Origin of the sequence: Nonomuraea sp. NPDC050547 (assembly GCF_044457345.1) — a bacterium.
Classification (GTDB): Bacteria; Actinomycetota; Actinomycetes; order Streptosporangiales; family Streptosporangiaceae; genus Nonomuraea.
This window is the reverse complement of sequence record NZ_JBITGW010000002.1, coordinates 12,154-32,134: the sequence shown is the minus strand read 5'-3', so window position 1 is coordinate 32,134 and position 19,981 is coordinate 12,154. Positions and strand designations below refer to the sequence as shown.

Below are 19,981 nucleotides of genomic sequence, written 5' to 3'. Positions count from 1 at the left end.
CGCCATCCTTTCTCCGTTCAACGACCGGGACAGGATGGCAGACGGGTACGTCAATCCATGGCGCGGATGAGGCTGGCCGGGCGCATGTCCGTCCAGGTCTCCTCCACGTACTCCAGGCAGGCGTCGCGGCCCGCCGGGCCGTACGCCTGGGTCCACCCGGCGGGGGCGGGCAGGCGCTGCGGCCACAGGGCGTGCTGGTTCTCGTCGTTGACGAGGACCACGTACACGCCGTCGGCGTCCTCGAACGGGTTGGTCATCGCGGTCTCTCCTTCATGATCGCGGCGATCCGGGCCAGTGGCCCCGGGTCGGCCAGTTCGTAGTGCTCGCAGTCGATCTCGTGCTCGTCGATGGCGCCGGTGACGAAGGGGCGCCAGCGGGCGGCGTCCAGCGTGGTACCGCCCTTGTCGGCGGTCGCGGTGACGAACAGCAGGTCACCCTCGAACACCGGGTGCGCGCCCGGCCGGATGAGGTTCTCCGCGTTCACCGCGACGTCGATCATGGCGCCGACCGTGGCCTCGTCCAGCTCCGCCAGCAGGCCGCCCCGCCTCCTGAGCGTGGCGACGACCTCGCGCCGGTCGACGGGCCGGTCGGGCTCGGGCAGTCCGGCCAGGCGCAGCAGGAAGCGCAGCGCGTCCTGCTCATTGTCGCCGGTCTCCGGCTCTTCGCCAGGGCTCAGCGGGTAGGAGTCGAGCATGGCGAGGAGGTCGACGCGCTCGCCGCGCCGTACCAGCTCGGCGGCCATCGCGTGGGCGACCACCCCGCCGAACGACCAGCCCATCAGGCGGTAGGGGCCGCTGGGCTGGACCTCGCGGATCCGCTCGACGTAGTCGGCCGCCATGGCCTCAAGCGTCCCAGGCAGCGGGTACGGCCCCGCCGGCCCGCGTGCCTGCACCCCGTAGACGGGACCGTCCATGAGCCCGGCCAGCCCCATGAAGCACCAGGCCAGCCCGAACAGCGGATGCACGCAGAACAGCGGCGGCCCGTCCCCGCCCGTCCGGATCGGCAGCAGCCCGTCGAGCGCCCCGCCCTCGCGGGGTCCGGGAGCGCCGAGCCTGGCGGCCAGGCCGGCCGGGGTGGGGGCCTCGAACAGGTCCCGGATCGTGACGGGGGCGCCGAGTTCCGCGCGGATCCGGTTGACGAGCTTGGCTGCCAGCAGCGAGTGGCCGCCGAGCTCGAAGAAGTTCGCCTCGTGCTCCGGAAGGGCGCCGCCGGCTCCGTGGAGTGACTCCGCGAACAGTTCGGCCAGCCGTTCCGCCACGGCCGGATCGTGCCCGCCGGACGCGATGACGTCCGGACGGGCGACGGCGGACGCGAGCGCGTCCGGGCGGGCGACGGCGGGCGGGTGCTCGCCGGGAGTGGAGGCGTCCGGGCGGGTGAAGGGGGGCGGGTCGGGCAGGAGGGCCGAAAGGCGGGCGGCCGGGTCGGCGGCGGCACTGGCCAGCAGGGCGGCCAGGGCGTCGGCGAGTTCCTCGGCGCGCCGCCGGGTGAACAGGTCGGTCCGGTACTCGATCGCCCCGGAGCCGTCCTCCCCCACGGCGACGGCCAGGTCGAACTTGGCCGTGCCCGTCCCCGCGCCGATGGGCTCGACGTCCAGGCCGGGCAGGGGTTCGAGCGGCGGCTGTGCCGCGTGGTGGGCGATCATGACCTGGAAGAGCGGGTGCCAGGCGAGCGTCCTGGCCGGCGCGGTTTCGCGGACGACCCGGTCGAAGGGGAGGTCGGCGTGCTCCAGCGCGGCGAGGTCGGTCTCGCGCACCCGTTCCAGGAGTTCCAGGAAGGTCGGGTCGCCGCCGGTGTCGGCCCGCAACACCACCGTGTTCACGAAAAATCCGACCAAATCAGCCAACGCCTCGTCCGACCGGCCCGCCACCGGCGTCCCCAGCGGGATGTCCGTCCCCGACCCCAGCCGGGTCAGCAACGCCGCCACCGCCGCGTGCACCACCATGAACGGCGTCACCCCGCTCCCCCGCGCCAGCCCGAGCAGGCCGTCCGCGTCGACGCCGAAGGCGACCGAGCCCCCTTCCGGCGAGGCGACGGGCGGGCGCGGCAGGTCGCAGGGCAACGGCAGGCGGTCCGGGGCCCCGTCGAGCGCGGCCCGCCAGAAGGCGAGCTGCCGCGCGGCGAGCTCGGTGGGGGCCTCCTCGTCGCCGAGCAGGTCGCGCTGCCACAGCGTGTAATCGGCGTACTGCGCGACGAGCGGCTCGGTGTCCGGCGCCCGTCCCCGCAGCCGGGCGGCGTAGGCGGCGGACAGATCCGCCCACAGCGGGCCGACGGACCACTCGTCGCTGGCGATGTGGTGCAGCACCAGCAGCAGTTCGTGCTCGTCGCCGCCCACCGCCCGCGCCCACACCCGGATCGGCAGCTCGGCCGCCAGGTCGAAGGGCAGCTCGGGCTCGCCCTCCCCGTCGCGCACGACCAGCCGCCGCCGTGCCTCGCCGGAGTCCAGGATCAGCTGGTACGGCTCGCTGTCCCGCTCCCCGATCAGCGTCCGGAGCGCCTCGTGCCTGGCCACCACGTCCCCGAGCGCCGCCCGCAGGACGTCGTGGTCCAGCGGCCCGCGTACCCGGACCGCGAACGGCACGTTGTAGGTGGCCGTGGCGCCTTCCAGCTGCTGCAGGAACCACAGCCGCCGCTGCGCGGCCGACAACGGGACGACGTCCGGTCGTTCCGCCCGGACCAGCGGCGGCCTGCCGTCGTCCTGACCGGCGCCGGACGCGTGCCGGGCCAGGGCCGCGACCGTGGGAGCCTCGAAGACCGTCCTGACCGTGGTGGCGGTGCCGAACTCGGCGGCGACGCGCCCGGCCAGGCGTACGGCCAGCAGGGAGTGGCCGCCCAGGTGGAAGAAGTCGTCCAGCGCGCCCACCTCGGGCACGGCGAGCACGTCGGCGAAGATCTCCGCCATCCGGGTCTCGACCGGTCCCCGCGGTTCCCGGCGCAGTGCCGTGGCCGCACGGCGGACGGCCACGGCCCGCGCCCGGGAGGCGGAGCCACGCGACGACAGGCCCGGCTCGCCCGGGGGGAGGTCCAGTTCGGCCAGGCGCAGGCCGGGTTCGGCGGCCACCTGTTCCAGCAGCGCGGCCAGCGCCGCGGCCAGGGCGTCGCCGGGCAGTCCTTCCCGGTACTCGACCAGCACGTCGAGCGCCTCGGCCGTCTCGGTGAAGGCGAAGGCGAGGTCGAACTTGGCCTCCTGCCCGGTGTCCGGCTCCTCCACGGCGAGCGCGGTCTCCAGGGCGTGCCGGTAGGCGATCATGACCTGGAAGAGCGGGTGCCGTCCCGGCGCGCGTTCCGGGTTGACGGCCTCGACGACCAGGTCGAACGGCACGTCGGCATGGTCGAAGGCGGCCAGGTCGCTCTCCCGGACCCGCTCCAGCAGTTCCAGGAACGAAGGATCCCCGTCGAGGTCGGCCCGCAAAACCACCGTGTTCACGAAAAATCCGACCAAATCAGCCAACGCCTCGTCCGACCGGCCCGCCACCGGCGTCCCCAGCGGAATGTCCGTCCCCGACCCCAGCCGCGCCAGCAACGCCGCCACCGCCGCGTGCACCACCATGAACGTGGTCACACCGGCCCGCCGCGCCAGCCCCCGCAGCCCGTCCGCGCCGAGGCGGAAGCCCACCGAGCCACCGGCGCCGGGCGCGCGCGGCAGCACGATCTCCTCCGGCATCCCGTCCAGCGCCCGCCGCCAGAACGCGAGGCCACGGCCCAGCGCGCCGTCCTCCCCGAGCGCCCGCCGTTCCCAGAGCGCGTAGTCCGCGTACTGCACGGGCAGCGGCGCGAACTCCGGCTCACGCCCGGCCAGCCGCGCCTCATAGGCCGACGACAGGTCGCGCAGCAGCGGCCCCATCGACCACTCGTCGGCGGCGATGTGGTGCAGCACCAGCAGCACCTCGCCGCCGGTGGGCAAGGAGGCCCGGATCGGCAGCTCAGCGGCCAGGTCGAAGGGCGCGCCGGGGTCCGCCTCCCCCACGGCGAACCGCCGTAGCGCCTCCTCCACCCCCAGCACCACCTGGTACGGCTCGCCGTCCCGCTCCCCGATCACCGTCCGCAGCACCTCATGCCGGGACACCAGGTCCCGCAGCGCCTCCAGCGCGGCCGGGGCGTCGCCCAGCTGTACCCGGATCGGAATGTTGTAGGCCGCCGAGGCCCCCTCCATCCGCTGCAGGAACCACAGCCGGCGCTGCGCCGACGACAACGGCACCGGCGACTGCCGGGCGGCGGGGACGAGCGCGGGGCGGGCGCCCGCGGTGCCGAGGTGCTGGAGCGCGGCGGCCAGCGCGGCGGGTGTGGAGGCGCCGAACAGCGTGCCCAGCGGCAGCTCGGTGCCGAAGCGGGCGCGGATCCTGGCGGCCAGCCGTACCGCGAGCAAGGAGTGGCCGCCCAGGTGGAAGAAGTCGTCGTCGATGCCCACGCGCGCCGGCCCGAGCAGGTCGGCGAAGATCTCGCACAGCGCCCGCTCGGCGGCCGTGCGCGGTGCGCGCGCGGCCACGGCGGCGGCGCCGCCGGACGGGGCGGGCAGGGCCTTGCGGTCCACCTTGCCGTTGACCATGAGCGGGAGCGCGGGCAGCGTGACGTAGGCGGCGGGGACCATGTGGGCGGGCAGCCGGCCGGCCACGTGGGCCCGCACCTGTGCCGGGTCGTCCTGGGCGCCGGTGACGTAGGCGACCAGGCGGGTGTCGCCGGGGGCGTACTCGTGCGCGGCGACGACGGCCTCGCGCACACCGGGGCAGGCCAGCAGGGCCGACTCCACCTCGCCCGGCTCGACGCGGAACCCGCGGATCTTGATCTGGCCGTCGGCCCGTCCGCCGAACTCCACGGCCCCGTCGTGCCGCCAGCGGGCCAGGTCGCCGGTGCGGTACATGCGCTCGCCCGGCTTGCCGAACGGGTCGGGCACGAACCGCTCGGACGTCAGCCCCGGCCGGTCGAGGTAGCCGCGGGCGAGACCGGCTCCGCCCACGTACAGCTCGCCGGTGACGCCGGGGGGAACCGGGCGCAGCCGCCCGTCCAGGATGTAGACGCGTTTGCCCACGTCGGGGTGGCCGATGGGGACGCTGGTCAGGTTCTCCAGGTCTCCGGCGGCCTCCCAGAGGGTGGAGTTGACCATGGCCTCGGTGGGGCCGTAGGCGTCGAAGAGGCGGTGCCGGTCCGTCCAGCGGCGGACGAGTTCGGGGGTCACGGTCTCGGTGCCGACCAGCAGCGTCGAGCCCTCGGGCAGCAGGCAGTCCGGGGGCAGTGCCGACAGCAGCGCGGGCGGCAGGGCCAGGTGGGTGACGCGGTGCTCGTTGACGTAGCCGGTCAGCTCGGGCCCGGCCACGCGCCGCTCGGCGGGCACGATGACCAGCGTGGCGCCGGTGCACAACGACATGGTCATCTCCCAGAACGCCACGTCGAAGCTGATCGAGGCGAACTGCAGCACCCGGCTGCCGGGCCCGACGCCGAAGCGTTCGACGGCGGTGGCGACGAGCTGCCGCACCCCCGCGTGCTCCAGGACGACGCCCTTGGGCCGCCCGGTGGAGCCCGAGGTGAAGATCACGTACGCGGGGTTGAGCGGCAGCGGCGGCACGGGCGTGCCGGACCCGTCGTCACCGGGATGGACGACGGGCACCGGCCCATCGGGCAGGCTGTCCGGGGTGGCCAGCACCAGCACGGGCTCGGCGTCCTGGAGCATCATGGCGATCCGCTCGGCCGGATAGGCCGTGTCGATCGGCAGGTACGCGGCTCCCGCCTTGGCGATGGCCAGCACCCCGGCGACCTGGCCGATCCCGCGCGGCAGCGCGAGCGCGACCACCCGTTCGGGGCCCGCGCCCCGGGCGGCGAGCGTGCCGGCGAGCCGGTCGGTGAGCGCGTCGAGCTCGGCGTAGGTGAGCGACTCCTCCGCGCAGACGACGGCGACGGCGTCCGGGGTGGCGGCGGCCTGGGCGCGGAACAGCTCGGGCACCGTGGCGGGCGGGCCGTCGGCGGCCTCGCCGTCCCCTGTGGCCAGCACCTCGCGCAGTTCGCCGTCGGACAGGAGTTCCAGGTCGCCGAGCCGGGTGGCGGGGTCGGCGGCGACCTGGGCGAGCAGCCTGGTGAGGTATCCGGCCAGGCGGCGCACGGTGTCCTCGCGGAACAGCCCGGTGCGGTACTCGATCAGCCCGGCCAGGCCGTCGGCCGTCTCGGTGAAGGCGAAGGTGAGCGGGAACTTGGCGCTCGCGTGCCCGACCGGCTCCTCGGTGACCGTGACCCCGGGCAGGCGCAGCCGTGCGGCCTGGCCGCTCTGGTGGGCCACCATGACCTCGAACAGGTCTCTGCCGGAGGCGTTGACGGCCTCGACGACCTGGTCGAAGGGGGTGTCGGCGTGGTCGAAGGCGGCCAGGTCGGCCTGCCGTACCCGCTGGAGGAGGTCGGGGAAGGAGGGGTCGCCGTCGAGGTCGGCCCGCAACACCACCGTGTTCACGAAGAATCCGACCAAGTCCGTCAGGGCCTCGTCCGACCGGCCCGCCACCGGCGTGCCCAGCGGGATGTCGGTTCCGGCGCCGAGTCTGGACAGCAGCGCCGCCACCGCGGCGTGCGTCACCATGAAGGCGGTGGCGCCGGCCCGCCGCGCCAGGGTGGTCAGCCCGTCGTGTACCCCGGCGGGCACCGCGAACTCCACCGTCCCGCCCCGGTGGTCGTCGGCCCGCGGCCGGTCGGTGGGCAGTTCGACGCGGTCGGGCAGCCCGGCCAGCGTCCGCGTCCAGAAGTCCAGGTCGACGGGGCGGTCCGCCTGCCAGAGCGCGTAGTCGGCGTACTGCACCGGCAGGGGCGCGAACTCCGGCTCGTCTCCCTTCAGCCGCGCCGCGTAGGCGAGCGACAGATCCTCCAGCAGCGGCCCCATCGACCACTCGTCGGCGGCGATGTGGTGCAGCACCAGCAGCAGCACGTGCTCGTCGGGCCCGTCCGCGCGCAGCCACGCCCGGATCGGCAGCTCGCCGGCCAGGTCGAACGCATGGCCGGGATCGCCCGCCCCGTCGAGCACCGCGAGCGGCGCCCGCTCCGCGTCGAGGATCACCTGGTACGGCAGGCCGTCCTCCTCGCCGACCAGCGTGCGCAGCGCCTCGTGCCTGGCCACCACGTCGCCCAGCGCCTCACGGAGCACCTCGGTCCGGAGCGGCCCGCGCAGCCGGAGCGAGATCGGGATGTTGTAGGTGTCGGACGGCCCCTCCAGCCGGTGCAGGAACCACAACCGGCGCTGCGCGTGCGACAGCGGCACCCGCTCCGGCCTGACCGCGGGCACCGGCCCCGGGTCGCGGGCCGGGACGAGCCGACCGGCCAGCCCGGCGGCGGTCGGATGTCGGAAGACCTCCCGCAGCGCGACCTCGGCGCCGAGCGCCGCCCTGATCCGGCTCACCAGCTTGACCGCGAGCAGCGAGTGGCCGCCGAGCTGGAAGAAGTCGTCGTGCGCTGCCACGTGCGGCACGCCGAGCACCTCGGCGAACAGCCGGGAGAGGGTCCGCGTCTGAGGGGTGTCCGGCGGCTCGCCGCCGCCGGGGACGGCCGCGGGGACCGCGGCGGAGTCCATGGCCGTGACCGCGAGCTCGCCGATCGGCCGATCGGGCGCGGCCACGACCTGCTCCAGCACGTCCGCCAGCCGCTCGGCGAGCCCGTGGGCGGTGGCGGCGTCGAACACGTCGGCGCGGTACTCGACCTGCCCGGCCAGTCCGTCGCCGGTCTCGGTGAAGGCGAAGGTGAGGTCGAACTTGGCGACGTCCAGCCCGACGTCCCCGGCGGTGGTCTCGGCGGCGTGCTGGTAGGCGATCATGACCTGGAACAGCGGGTGCCGTCCCGGCGCGCGTTCCGGCCTGACGGCCTCGACGACCAGGTCGAACGGCACGTCGGCGTGGTCGAAGGCGGCCAGGTCGCTCTCGCGCACCCGTTCCAGGAGTTCCAGGAAGGTCGGGTCGCCGCCGGTGTCGGCGCGCAACACCACCGTGTTCACGAAAAAACCGACCAAATCAGCCAACGCCTCGTCCGACCGGCCCGCCACCGGCGTCCCCAGCGGGATGTCCGTCCCCGAACCCAGCCGGGTCAGCAGCGCCGCCACCGCCGCGTGCACCACCATGAACGTGGTCACACCGGCCCGCCGCGCCAGCTCGTCCAGGCCGTCCGCGTCGAGGCGGACGTCCACGCTCGCGCCCCGCCACGACATCTCCGCGGGCCAGGGCCGGTCCACCGGCAGCTCGATCGCCGCCGGTGCGCCGTCGAGCGCCTGCCGCCAGTAGGCGAGCTGCCTGGCGAGGGGGCTGGCCGGATCGTCGGCCGCGCCCAGCCAGCGCCGCTGCCACAGCGCGTAGTCGGCGTACTGCACCGGCAGCGGCGCGAACTCCGGCTCCTCCCCCTCCAGCCGCGCCGCGTAGGCCAGCGACAGGTCATCGAGAAGCGGGCGCATCGACCACTCGTCCCCGGCGATGTGGTGCAGCACCAGCAGCAGCCGCCGCCCGTCCGCCCAGGCCCGGATCGGCAGGTCCGCCGCCAGGTCGAAGGGCGCCGCGGGGTCGCCCTCCCCGTCGCGCACGACGAGCCGCCGCCGTGCCTCGGCGGAGTCCAGGACCACCTGGTACGGCTCGCCGTCCGCCTGCCCGATCACCGTGCGCAGCGCCTCGTGCCTGGCCACCACGTCCCCGAGCGCCGCGCGCATGGGGCCGGTCTCGATCGGGTCGTCCAGCAGCAGGGTCGCCGGCATGGCGTAGGTGGCCGACGGGCCTTCCAGCTGCTGCTGGAACCACAACCGGCGCTGGGCGTGCGACAGCGGCAGCCGTTCGGGACGATCCTGCGCGACCGGCGCGGGACGCTCGCCCGATGGCCCCAGCCTGCCCGCGAGCCCGGCCACGGTCGGCGCGTCGAACACCGCGCGCACCCGCACCGTGGCGCCCAGCTCGGCCCGGATCCTGCTGACCAGGCGGGCGGCCAGCAGCGAGTGCCCGCCGAGCGCGAAGAAGTCCTCCTCGACCCCGACCCGATCGAGGCCGAGCACGTCGGCGAACAGCTCGCACAGCCGCCGCTCGACGGCGTCCCTCGGCCCGCGTCCCGCCGCCGTCCCGGACGCGCCGGGCGCCGGGAGCGCCTGCCGGTCCACCTTGCCGTTGGGCAGCAGCGGCAGCCCGTCCAGGACCACGAAGGCGGCGGGCACCATGTACGCGGGCAGCCGCGCCTCCAGGTAGCCGCGCAGCTCCCGCTCGCCCACGCCGTCGCCGGCGGGCACCGCGTAGGCCACGAGACGGCGCTCGCCCGGCCGGTCCCGCCGGACCGTCACCACGGCGTGGGCCAGCCTGGGATGCCCGGCCAGGACGGACTCCACCTCGCCCGGCTCCACCCGGAACCCGCGGATCTTCACCTGGTCGTCGGCCCGCCCGGCGAACTCCAGCACGCCGTCCTCCCGCCAGCGGGCCAGGTCGCCCGTGCGGTACATGCGTGCTCCCCCCGGCCCGAACGGGCAGGGTACGAAGCGCTCGGCGGTGAGCCCGGCCCGGCCGAGGTAGCCGCGGGCCAGACCGGCGCCCGCCACGTACAACTCGCCCGTCACCCCGGCGGGCACCGGCCGCAGCCGGGCGTCGAGCACGTACACGCGGTGACCGGCGACGGGCGCGGCGGTGCCGTCCTCGCGCCGCTGGTAGGCGTCGACCGCGCACTCGGTCGGGCCGTAGAGGTCCCGGGCGACGAGGCCGGGGGTCGCGCGAAGGCGGCGCCACAGCGGCTCGGCGACGGCCTCGCCGCCGACGGCCACGACGGCGGGCCGGTGGCATCCCTCGCCGAACAGTCCGGCGGCCAGCAGCGGCGGCAGGTAGGAGGGGGTGACGTCGAGGTAGTCGAGGCGGGCGCGCGCGGTGTAGGCGGCCAGCAGCTCGGGGTCCTGGCAGGTCTCCTCGTCCAGGACGTGCAGTTCGTGACCGGCCAGCATCCACAGCAGCGGGTCGACGGAGGCGTCGAACGAGAACGACGCCGCGTGCCCCACCCGCAGCCGCCGCCCGCCCACCGCCGCCTCGGCGCGGGCGATGACGTCGCCGCGGTGCGACTCCAGCAGGTTGGCGACGGCGGCGTTCGGCACGCTCACGCCCTTGGGCGTCCCGGTGGAGCCGGAGGTGTAGATGACGTAGGCCGGATGCTCGGGCAGGCACGGCCGGACGGGCGCCACCGGGGCCTGGCCGGGGGCGGCGGTGAGGTCCGGCGGGTCGGTGAGGACCAGGGCGGGGCGGGCGTCGGACAGCATGTGGGCGAGGCGGCCGGCCGGATAGCGCGGATCGAGCGGCAGGTACGCGGCGCCCGCCTGCCAGACGCCCAGGATGGCCGCGACCATCCCGATGCCGCGCGGCAGCTGGAGGGCGACCACGTCCTCGGCGCCGATGCCGCGGGCGGCCAGCGTTCCGGCCAGCCGGTCGGCGGCGGCGTCCAGCTCGGCGAAGGTGAGGGCGGCGCCGTCCGGGCCGACGACCGCGACCGCATCGGGGGTGGCGCGGGCCTGGGCGCGGAACACCTCCGCGAGCGTCGCCGGCGGCGCGGCCGGGCGGGTGCCCGCCCAGGTGGTGAGGATCGTGGCGCGTTCGGCGTCGGGAAGGACGTCCAGTTCGCCCACGGGCCGCTCGGGGTCCTCGGCCATCCGGGTCAGGGCCTGGACGAGGTAGCCCATGATCCGTTCGATCGCCGCGGGCTCGAAGGCGTCCTCGCGGAAGGACAGCTCGACGCGCAGCCGTTCGCCGGGGCGCACGCAGACCGTCAGCGGGTAGTGCGTCGCGTCGCGCTCGGAGGCGCCCGCGACCACGAGTCCCCTGGCGCCGCCCAGCCCGCCGACCGGATGGTTCTCGAACAGCAGCAGCGTGTCGAACAGCCCGCCCGCCTGGATGTCGGCGAGGCTCACGTGGAACAGCCCGTTCAGCGCCGCCTGCTCCGCCCTGAGGCCGGACAGCTGGTCGCCGACCGGGGCGTCCGGCCGCAGCCGGACCCGGACCGGCACCGTGTTGATGAACAGTCCCGCCATCCGGTCCACGCCGGGCAGCTCGGGCGGGCGGCCGGAGACGGTGGTGCCGAACACCACGTCGTCGCGGCCGGTCAGCGTGCCCAGCACGAGCGCCCAGGCGGTCTGGGCGACCATGTTCAGCGTGCTCGCGCGTTCGCGGGCCAGCGTGCCGAGCCGCGCGGTCAGGTCCGCGGGCAGCTCGGCGACCACCTCCCGCACGGCTCCGCCGCTTCTGCCCCCGGCCAGGTGGGTGGGGCCGGGCAGGCCGTCCAGGTGCTCGCGCCAGGCCGCGATCGCCGCCTGCCGGTCCTGCGCGGCCAGCCAGGTCAGATAGTCGCGGTACGGCACGGCCGCCGGTGGCTCGGCGCCGCCGTACAGGTCGATGAGCTCGCGCAGCAGCAGGGTCAGGGACCAGCCGTCGAGCAGCAGGTGGTGGTTGGTGACCAGCAGGCGGTGCCGTTCCGGCGCCAGCCGCAGCAGGACGAGGCGCAGCAGCGGCGGCGCGGTCAGGTCGAAGCGCGCGGCCCGCTCGCGGGCGCTGACCAGCTCCGCCTCCGACTCCGGCCGCCCGGTCAGGTCCACCTCGCGCCACGGCACGGCGGCCGTGGTGGCGATCACCTGGACGGGTTCGCCGTTCCTGCGGTGGGTGAAGGCGGCGCGCAGGTTGTCGTGCCTGCGCACCAGTTCCTCGGCCGCCTCCCGCAGTGCGGCCGCGTCGAGCGGGCCGCGCAGGTCGAGCGCGGTGTGCACGACGTACGGGTCGGCCTCGTCGCCGAGGGCGTGGAAGAGCAGGCCTTCCTGCAGAGGGGTCAGTGGCCAGACGTCCTGGACACGGCTCAACGGAGCATCTCCTCGAAGTCGTGAAGTTCGTCCTGGCCGAGGGCGACCAGGGGTTGTGGACGGGCCAGCGCGCCGAGCGCGGCGAACCAGCCGGCCGCCAGGTCGCGCACCGCCCGCTCGTCCATGGACGCCCAGGTGAACGTGGCGTCCAGGCGCGGGCCCGCGGGCGTCTCCACCACGGCGGCGTCGATCGTCAGCTCGTGGGCGGGCCGCAGGCCCTCGTCGGCGGCGTCGGCCAGCGCGCCGGGCTCGGTGATCATGGCCCAGTCGGCGGCGGACTCGGTGAAGCGGCCCAGGTAGTTGACGCAGATCGCGGGGTGCGGCAGGCCGTCCAGCTCGGGGGAACGGTTCAGGTGGCGCAGGATGCCGTAGCCGATGCCCTTGCGCGGCACCGCGGCCAGCTGCTCGGTGACCCGCGCCAGCGTACGGCCCGCCGTGGGCCCGCCCGCGACGAGGTCGTCCCAGCCGGGGCGGCCCGGGTCGAGCCGGACCGGGAACATGCTGGTGAACCAGCCGACGGTGCGCGAAAGGTCGGCGTGCTCGTCCTCGCGCCCGTGCCCCTCCAGCTCCAGCAGGACGGCCCCGCCGTCCCCGGCTCGCGACAGCGCCGCCGCGAGGCCGGTGAGCAGGAGCTCGGCGGTACCCGTCCGCCCCAGATCGGCCTCCAGGGTGAGCGTCAGCCGCCCCGCGCTCGCGCGCGTGCCGGGTCCATCCGGTGCCGTGCCGGTCAGTGTCGTGATCCAGTGCGGCAGTTCTTCCGCGCGGCCGTGCTCGGGCAGGGCGGTGGCCCAGCGCCGGAAGGACCCCGACCTGGGCAGACTCGCGCCGCTGTAGGCGCGGGCGAGGTCTTCGGCCAGGACGCGCCAGGAGACGCCGTCGATCACCAGGTGGTGGGCGACCAGGCGCAGGACACGCGCCTGGGGCGACCACACGGCCTGGAGCATCACGCCCTCCCGGGGCGCCAGCCGCTTCCTGGCCGCCTCCCCTTCCCCAGCCAGGTCGTCCGGGTTGCCCGCTTCCCCGGCCACGTCGCCCGCTTCCCCGGCCACGTCGCCCGCTTCCCGGGCCACGTCGTCCGCTTTCCCGGTCGTGCGGCGCAGGATCGTGCTCGCCTGGACGGTTCCGGGGGGCGGTACCTCCAGGTGGTCGTCCACCAGGCGGGCGCGCAGCAGGTCGTGGTGGTCGAGGACGGTCTGCAGGGCCGCGGTGAGGCGGCCTTCGTCCACGTCGGCGGGCAGGCGCAGCGCCACCGACTGGCTGAACCCGTCGATGGGCCCGCCGCGCTCCAGGAGCCTGTGCATGATCGGGGTGGCCGGAACCGTGCCGAGGGCGTGCTCGGGAGGTTCCTCGACGACGCCCGAGCGGGCCGCGGCGGCCAGCGCGCGTACGGTGCCGAGCTCCAGCACCTGACCGGCCGTCAGCGCCAGGTTCTCCAGGCGGGCCCGGCCGACCAGGCTCAGCGCCAGGATGCTGTCCCCGCCCAGCCGGAAGAAGTCGTCACCGGCGCCCACCTCGGGCAGCCCGAGTACCTCGGCGAACAACCCGGCCAGCGTGCGCTCGGCCACGGTGACGGGGGCTTCGCCGCCGGTCTCGCGTTCGGGCTCGGGCAGGGCGGCGCGGTCGAGCTTGCCGTTCACGGTCACGGGCAGCTCTGCGATGGCGACGAACGCCGGCGGCACGAGGTGAGCGGGCAACCGCTCCACCAGAAACTCCCGCCAAAGCTCGATATTTCCCGAAAAACCAGCCTCCGGGACGACATAGGCGACCAGCTGCACGCCACCGGGAGCTGTACGGGCGACCACGGCGGCGTGCCGCACACCCGGGCACCCGGCCAGCACCGTGGCGATCTCGCCGGGCTCCACCCGGAACCCCCGGATCTTCACCTGATCGTCGGCCCGTCCCAGGTACTCGATCGCGCCGTCGGCCCGCAGCCGCGCCAGGTCACCGGTGCGGTACATGCGGCCGGGCCCGTACGGGTCGGGCACGAAACGTTCGGCCGTCAGCCCCGGGCGCCCCAGATAGCCGCGGGCCAGCTGGACGCCGGCGATGTACAGCTCCCCTTCCGAGCCTTCCGCGGCCGGGCGCAGGCCGGGGTCGAGGATGCGGATCGCGGTGTTCCACACGGGCCGCCCGATCGGCACCGGACCCGTTTGACCCGGGCGGCAGGCCCACGAGGTGACGTCCACCGCCGCCTCCGTCGGCCCGTACAGGTTGTGCAGCCGGTCGCCGAGCACCCGGTGGAACTCGGCCGCCAGGTCGGCGGGCAGTTCCTCGCCGCTGCAGACGACCCGCCGCAGCGAGACGCACTCCCGCGCTCCCGGCTCGGCCAGGAACGCCCGCAGCATGGACGGCACGAAGTGCACCGTGGTGATCCGCTCGCGCCGGATGAGCGCCGCCAGGTACGCCGGATCGCGATGCCCGCCGGGATCGGCCAGGACCAGCGTGGCCCCGGTGATGAGCGGCCAGAAGAACTCCCACACCGATACGTCGAAGCTGGAGGGCGTCTTCTGCAGGACGCGGTCGTCCGGCTTCAGCCCGTACTCGTCCTGCATCCAGAGCAGCCGGTTGACGATCGCCTCGTGGGTGATCACCGCGCCCTTGGGCCGCCCGGTCGAGCCGGAGGTGTAGATCACGTAGGCGGGGGTGCGCGGGTCCGTCCGCACGCCGGGCGCCGCCGTAACGGCGGAGAGGTCCACGTCCGAGGGGCGCAGGGTCACGACGGGGCAGGCGTCGGCGAGCATGAACTCCACCCGGTGCGCCGGATACTCCGGATCCACCGGCAGATACGCGGCGCCCGTCTTCAGCACGGCCACCAGCGCCACCACGAGTTCGAGCGAGCGCGGCAGCGACACCGCGACGATCCGCTCCGGCCCCGCTCCGCGCGCCGCCAGCCGGGCGGCCAGCGCGCTCGCCGCCCGGTCCAGCTCGGCGTAGGTGAGCGAGGCGGGCCCGTGGCGCACGGCCTCCGTGCCGGGGGCGGCCGCGATCCGGCTCTCGATGAGGTCCAGCAGCGAGCCGGTCACCGGGCCGGCTCCTCCACCTCGGACCGGGCGTGGGCGCGCAGCGACCGCAGGATCTCCCCCGCTCGCACGGCCGTGGTCGACAGCAGCGTGGAGGTGATGCCGTGCGTGTGCTCGGTCGCGCCCTGCAGGTAGATGCCGCAGCGCAGCTCGGGCGCGGTCTCCACCCGGTGGTCGCGGCCGACCCTGAGCCCGCCGTCCTCCTCGCGCAGGCAGTACTCGCCCGCCGCGCCGAGCAGGTCCAGCGGGTCGGTCGGCCGGTAGCCGGTGGCGTACACGACGGCGTCGGCGCGCAGCGTCTCGGCCTCGCCCGTGACCAGGGACCGCACGCCGACCGACACCCCGGAGCGGTGGGTATCCAGCCCGGCGGCCCGGCACATGTTCAGGATCCGCAGGCGCGGGCGGCCGGCGACCTTCTCCTGGTAGATGCGCCGGTAGAGCTCCTGCAGCAGGTCGAGGTCGACGACGGAGTAGTTCGTGTTGCCGTGGTAGTCCAGCAGCATGCGCTTGACGTCGCCGGGCGCCTCGAAGAAGTGGTCGACGGCCGCCGGGTCGAAGATCGCGTTGGCGAAGGGGCTGTCGTCGGCGGGGCTGTAGCCGTACCGGGAGAAGACCGCGCAGATCTCGGCGGAGGGGAAGCGGCTGTGCAGGTGCTCGACGACCTCGGCCGCGCTCTGCCCGGCCCCCACGACCACGAACCTGCGCGGGTACGGCTCGGCGAACCCCTCCAGCCGGCTCAGCAGTTCCTGGCTGTGCCAGACCCGCTCACCGGCGATGACGCCCTCGGGCAGGACCGGCCGCAGCCCGGCGGCGATGGCGACGCTGCGCGCGCGGTGGGTGACCAGTTCGCCGTCGGCCCGGCTGACGATGTCGAGGCAGCGCGCCACGCCGTCGCGGACGACCGGGTCGACGGTGATGACCTCGGTCCCGTAGCGGGCGACGTGCTCGAAGCGGCCGGCCACCCACTCCAGGTAGTCGTGGAACTCGAGCCGGGTGGGGTACATGGTCTTCTGGTTGATGAACTCGGCCAGCCGGCCCTTGTCGTGCAGGTAGCCGACGAAGCTGTGGGGGCTGGCCGGGTTGCGCATCGTGACCAGGTCTTTCAGGAACGACACCTGCATGGTGGCGCCGTCGATGAGCATGCCGCGGTGCCAGCCGAAGGACTCCTGCTTCTCCAGGAAGATCGCGTCGAGGCCCGCGCCCTCCGGCTCGTTCAGGGCGATGGCCAGGGCCAGGTTGGAGGGGCCGAAACCGATCCCTACCAGGTCGTGGACCGAGTTCACCATGTGGGGAGATCCCCCTCGTCGCGCGGGCGGACCATGAGAGCGGCGATCTTGTGCGGCATCGTGACCTCGCCGGCGCGGTGGAACCCGGCGGCGGTGAAGGCGCGGATGGAGGCCGTGTTGAGGATGTTCGGCTCGGCGACCACGCGGGTGCAGGAGTCGTCCGCAGCCAGCAGGCCGTCGGCGACGGTACGCAGCAGGTCGCGGCCGAGGCCCCTGCCGATGTTGCCCGGGGCGCCGATGGCGACGTGCACGCCGAGGTCGCCGGGGCGGTGGGGGTAGAGCGGGGCGAGGCGGTCGCGCGCGACCCGGTAGATCTCCAGGTAGGCGACCGGCTCGCCGCCGAGGTGGGCCAGGCAGGGGCGGGAGTGATCGCCACCGAGCTGCCTGCCGAGTTCCGCGCTCCAGCGCTCGAGCGGCCAGGCCTGGTCCCAGGCGGTGGCCACGTGCGGCTCGTTCATCCACGTGTGGACGATCTCGGCGTCACCCGCTTGTGAATCCACCAGGGTGACCTGCCATCTGACGCCCGTCACGGGCAGCGGCGGCGGCCCTATGAGGTCCTTCAGCACGCTTACCACTCCAAAGGTTAGGCTCGCCTTACTAAACTTAGGCAAGGCAAGCCTAAATAAACATCAGTTGCGAAGCCTGTCAACGACGGAAAAATCACGTGTGAGAGCCCTAGACAGGCCATATCCCACCTGACATGGACAATCGCCATCGAGAGGGCCGTTAAGCCCGCGTTTCGGCCCGTCCGGAACATGCGGGCGGCGCCGCCGGGATCTCCGGGCGGCGCCGCCGTACGTCTGAGTGATCATGCGCGGACGAGAGCGTCCTCATAGACCCGCAGGAGCTCCTGGCCGATGCGTTCCCACGAGTAGCGGGAGCGGACGCGGTCGGCGCCCGCGTAGCCGAGGGCGGTGCGCAGCGTGATGTCCGTCAGCAGCGTGCGGGCCAGCCGCGCGGTACGGGCGGGGCGGTCCGGCGGGACCAGCAAGCCGGTGACGCCGTCCACCACCGAGTCGAGGTGGGCGCCGACGGCCGAGGCGATCACGGGGACGCCGCAGGCCATGGCCTCCAGGGCGACGACGCCGCTGGGCACCTCGCGCGGCAGCGTGATCACCGCGTCGGCGCTGCGCATCAGGCGCGGCACCTGAGCGCGCGGCACCCGGCCCAGCAGGCGTACGCGGTCGCCGACCCCCAGGTTGGCGGCCAGGTCGGTCAGGCGGCGCGCCTCGCGGTCGGTGTCCAGGTCGGCGGGGTCGGGGCCGCCGGCGATGACGAGTTCGACGTCGGGGATCGCGCTCAGCGCGCGCACGGCGGTGTGGGCGCCCATGCCGGGCGTGAGCGAGCCGACGTGCAGAATGCGCTTGCGGGTGCCGCGGGCGGCGACCGCGCCCAGGCGGCGGAACCTGCTGACGTCGACGCCCGCGGGGATCACCGCGATGCTGCGGCGCGGCACACCCAGCCGGATGAGCGCCGACTCCTCGTCGCCGGAACCCGCGATGACGGCGCTGGCGCGGCGGCCGAGCGCCTGCTCCAGCTTCAGATGGGTGGCCCCGGACGGGTGCAGCGTCTGCGTCACCGGCACGCCCATTCCTTCGGAACCGGCCACGGCGGCCAGGCCCGCGGTCCAGGAGTGGGCGTGGATGACGTCGGGCCGCTCGGCGCTCCACCTGCGCATCAGGTAGCGGCCGAACTCGGGCAGATAGGAGACGACGTCGTCGGCGGGCAGGTCACGGGCCGGCCCGGCGTCGATGTGCTCAATGGTGACGCCCTGCGTGAGCCGGGTGCGCTGCTTGGGCTCGGCGCTGGTGCGGCGGGAGTAGATGGTGACCCGGTGGTCGTGTCCGAGCTCACGGGCGGCGGCGAGAAGATGACGCCGCTGGTTGCCGGTGGTCGAAGCGACAATGGCGATATTCATGGCACACCTCAGCGATAGCGCGTTCAAGGTGTGCCTGCGTCTTAGGCACGCGATCTACGCCCCTATGTCTACCCTGTTTCGCCCCGATCGCAAACCTATGCAGGTCGGAAGGCCAGGATCACGATCTCGTCCCACACCTGGCCGCCGGAGAAGGCGTGCCGATCGTCCTCGACCGCCTTGGCCACCGTCGCGGGCGGGCGGCCCGCGTGCCGGCCCAGCACGTCGGCCAGCCGTTCCTCCCCGTACGGCTCGCCGCGCTCGTTCCTGGAGGAGACCAGCCCGTCGGAGTAGAGCACCAGCGTCTGCCCCGAGGCCATCGTCAGCTCCTCGCTCGCGGTCTCGGCCACCGGCGCGATGCCCAGCGGCACCCCGCCCCCCGAGACGAAGCGGACCGAGCCGTCGGCCGAGACCAGCGCCGCCGGATGGTGACCCGCCGAGGACAGGGTCAGGCGGCGGCCGTTCACGAAACCGGCCAGCGCCATCACGAACATGCCGCCGCCCTGCGCCACCATGGCCTCGTTGACCCGCCTGACCACCTGGTCGGGGTCCTTCTCCCACACGCTGAGCACGCGCAGCCCGCCCCTGACCATGGCGCTGACCGACGCGGCCTCCTCGCCCTTGCCCGCCGCGCCGCCGAGCGCGAAGCCCCAGCCGGTGGAGACCGGGAAGACGTCGTAGAACTCGGCGCCGACCGAGGCGCCCGGGTGGTAGATCGCCGCCGCCTCGAAGCCGGGCGTCTCGGGGATCGTGCGCGGCACCACGCTCGCGGTGAGCGCGTCCGCCGCCCGCGAGCTGCTCTGGAAGCTGCGCTGGGCGCGCACGGCCAGCCCGAGCTGGACGCCCACCTGCTCCATCAGGCCGAGGTCGCCGAGCGTGAACGGTGCCCGGTTGTGAGTCCTGACCAGCGTCAGCGCCCCCTCCCCCGGGCCGATCGGCACGCACATCACCGACACGGCGCCCATCGCGGTCAGCAGGGGCCCGCCGGCGTGCGCGCCGAGCACGGACTCGTCGTCGACCATCTCGTGCAGGACGCCGGTCGCCTGCTCCATCACCTGGGCCACCAGCGGACCGGCCAGCGGGTCCGCGCGTTCCACCAGGCGGGCCAGCTCGCCGACAGGCTCGTCCTTGGGCGCGAGCACCGTGGTACGGCGGGCCACGCCGTCGCGGACGACGTCGGCGATCACCCAGTCGGCCCAGTCGGCGGCCAGCAGCCTGGCGGCGCGGGCCAGGGCGACCGGGCGGTGCAGGCTCTCCTCGTCCAGCAGGATGCGGGCCATCTCGGCCAGCAGTTCCTGCCGGCGGGCCGCGGCCATGAGCAGGGCGGCGTCGGGGCGGGAGGCGGCGGGGGCGGCGGCGCCGTACCCCTGAATCTGGAGCTCGGTGGGCAGCGCGACGGCGGCGACCAGCGGCTGCGGCTCGCCCGGCAGGGTGAGCCTGGTGAGCACGAGCTGGACGGTGTGCGTGCGGCCCTGGTGACTCAGGCGTGTCTCGAACGTGGCAGACTGCCCGGTCTGGAGCACGGAGGTCAGATGCGAGCGGAACGCCGCCCGGCGCGAGGTCTCCACCAGCAGCGGGAACGCGCGCCCCACCAGGTAGCCGTCGGGGCTGCCGAGCACCCGGGAGGTTTCGGCGTTGATCCGCCTGATCACCGCGCCGCCGTCGAGGACGAACACCGGGACGGGGAGGACCCTGAGCACCTGGCGCAGCAGCTTGAGCTCACGCTGCGCGCCGCTCTTGGCGCCCTGCTTGGGCGTCTGGCGGAGGTGTTTGCGGGCCTCGGCGAGCAGTTCGAGCGCGGTGTCGAGCTCGGCGAGCGCGGCGTCCAGTGTCTCACCCGCCTGATCGGGGTAGGCGGTGCTGGCCGTGCGGAGGGACGACACCCGCTCCGTCAGCGAGTCGAGGGCGCGTTCGAGCGGGGTCGTCATGACGCCGACGCTACGCCATCAGGGATTAA

General features: G+C 74.5%; 7 protein-coding genes. All 7 read right to left on the bottom strand.

Annotated elements, in window-relative coordinates:
• Positions 1 to 50: 50 nt before the first annotated feature.
• Entirely contained in the window at positions 51 to 257 is a 207-nt protein-coding gene (locus tag ACIBHY_RS04605) for an MbtH family protein (RefSeq protein ID WP_397255995.1), read from the bottom strand.
• On the bottom strand, positions 254 to 11,803 hold the full coding sequence (locus ACIBHY_RS04600) for an amino acid adenylation domain-containing protein (protein WP_397305965.1): 11,550 nt from the start codon (positions 11,801 to 11,803) through the stop codon (positions 254 to 256). Before ACIBHY_RS04600 ends, ACIBHY_RS04605 begins: the two co-directional genes overlap by 4 nt.
• A complete protein-coding gene (locus ACIBHY_RS04595) occupies positions 11,800 to 14,826 on the bottom strand; it encodes an amino acid adenylation domain-containing protein (RefSeq protein WP_397305964.1) in 3,027 nt (1,008 codons plus the stop codon). The genes ACIBHY_RS04600 and ACIBHY_RS04595 overlap by 4 nt, the downstream gene beginning before the upstream one ends.
• Positions 14,823 to 16,109: a lysine N(6)-hydroxylase/L-ornithine N(5)-oxygenase family protein gene (locus tag ACIBHY_RS04590; RefSeq protein ID WP_397256001.1), complete on the bottom strand. Its 1,287-nt coding sequence runs from the start codon at positions 16,107 to 16,109 to the stop codon at positions 14,823 to 14,825. Before ACIBHY_RS04590 ends, ACIBHY_RS04595 begins: the two co-directional genes overlap by 4 nt.
• A complete protein-coding gene (locus ACIBHY_RS04585; RefSeq protein WP_397305963.1) occupies positions 16,103 to 16,675 on the bottom strand; it encodes a GNAT family N-acetyltransferase in 573 nt (190 codons plus the stop codon). Before ACIBHY_RS04585 ends, ACIBHY_RS04590 begins: the two co-directional genes overlap by 7 nt.
• Positions 16,676 to 16,917: 242 nt before the next feature.
• Entirely contained in the window at positions 16,918 to 18,027 is a 1,110-nt protein-coding gene (locus ACIBHY_RS04580) for a glycosyltransferase (protein WP_397256005.1), read from the bottom strand.
• A 95-nt stretch (positions 18,028 to 18,122) separates the two neighbouring features.
• Positions 18,123 to 19,952: a SpoIIE family protein phosphatase gene (locus ACIBHY_RS04575; RefSeq protein ID WP_397256007.1), complete on the bottom strand. Its 1,830-nt coding sequence runs from the start codon at positions 19,950 to 19,952 to the stop codon at positions 18,123 to 18,125.
• Positions 19,953 to 19,981: the final 29 nt, after the last annotated feature.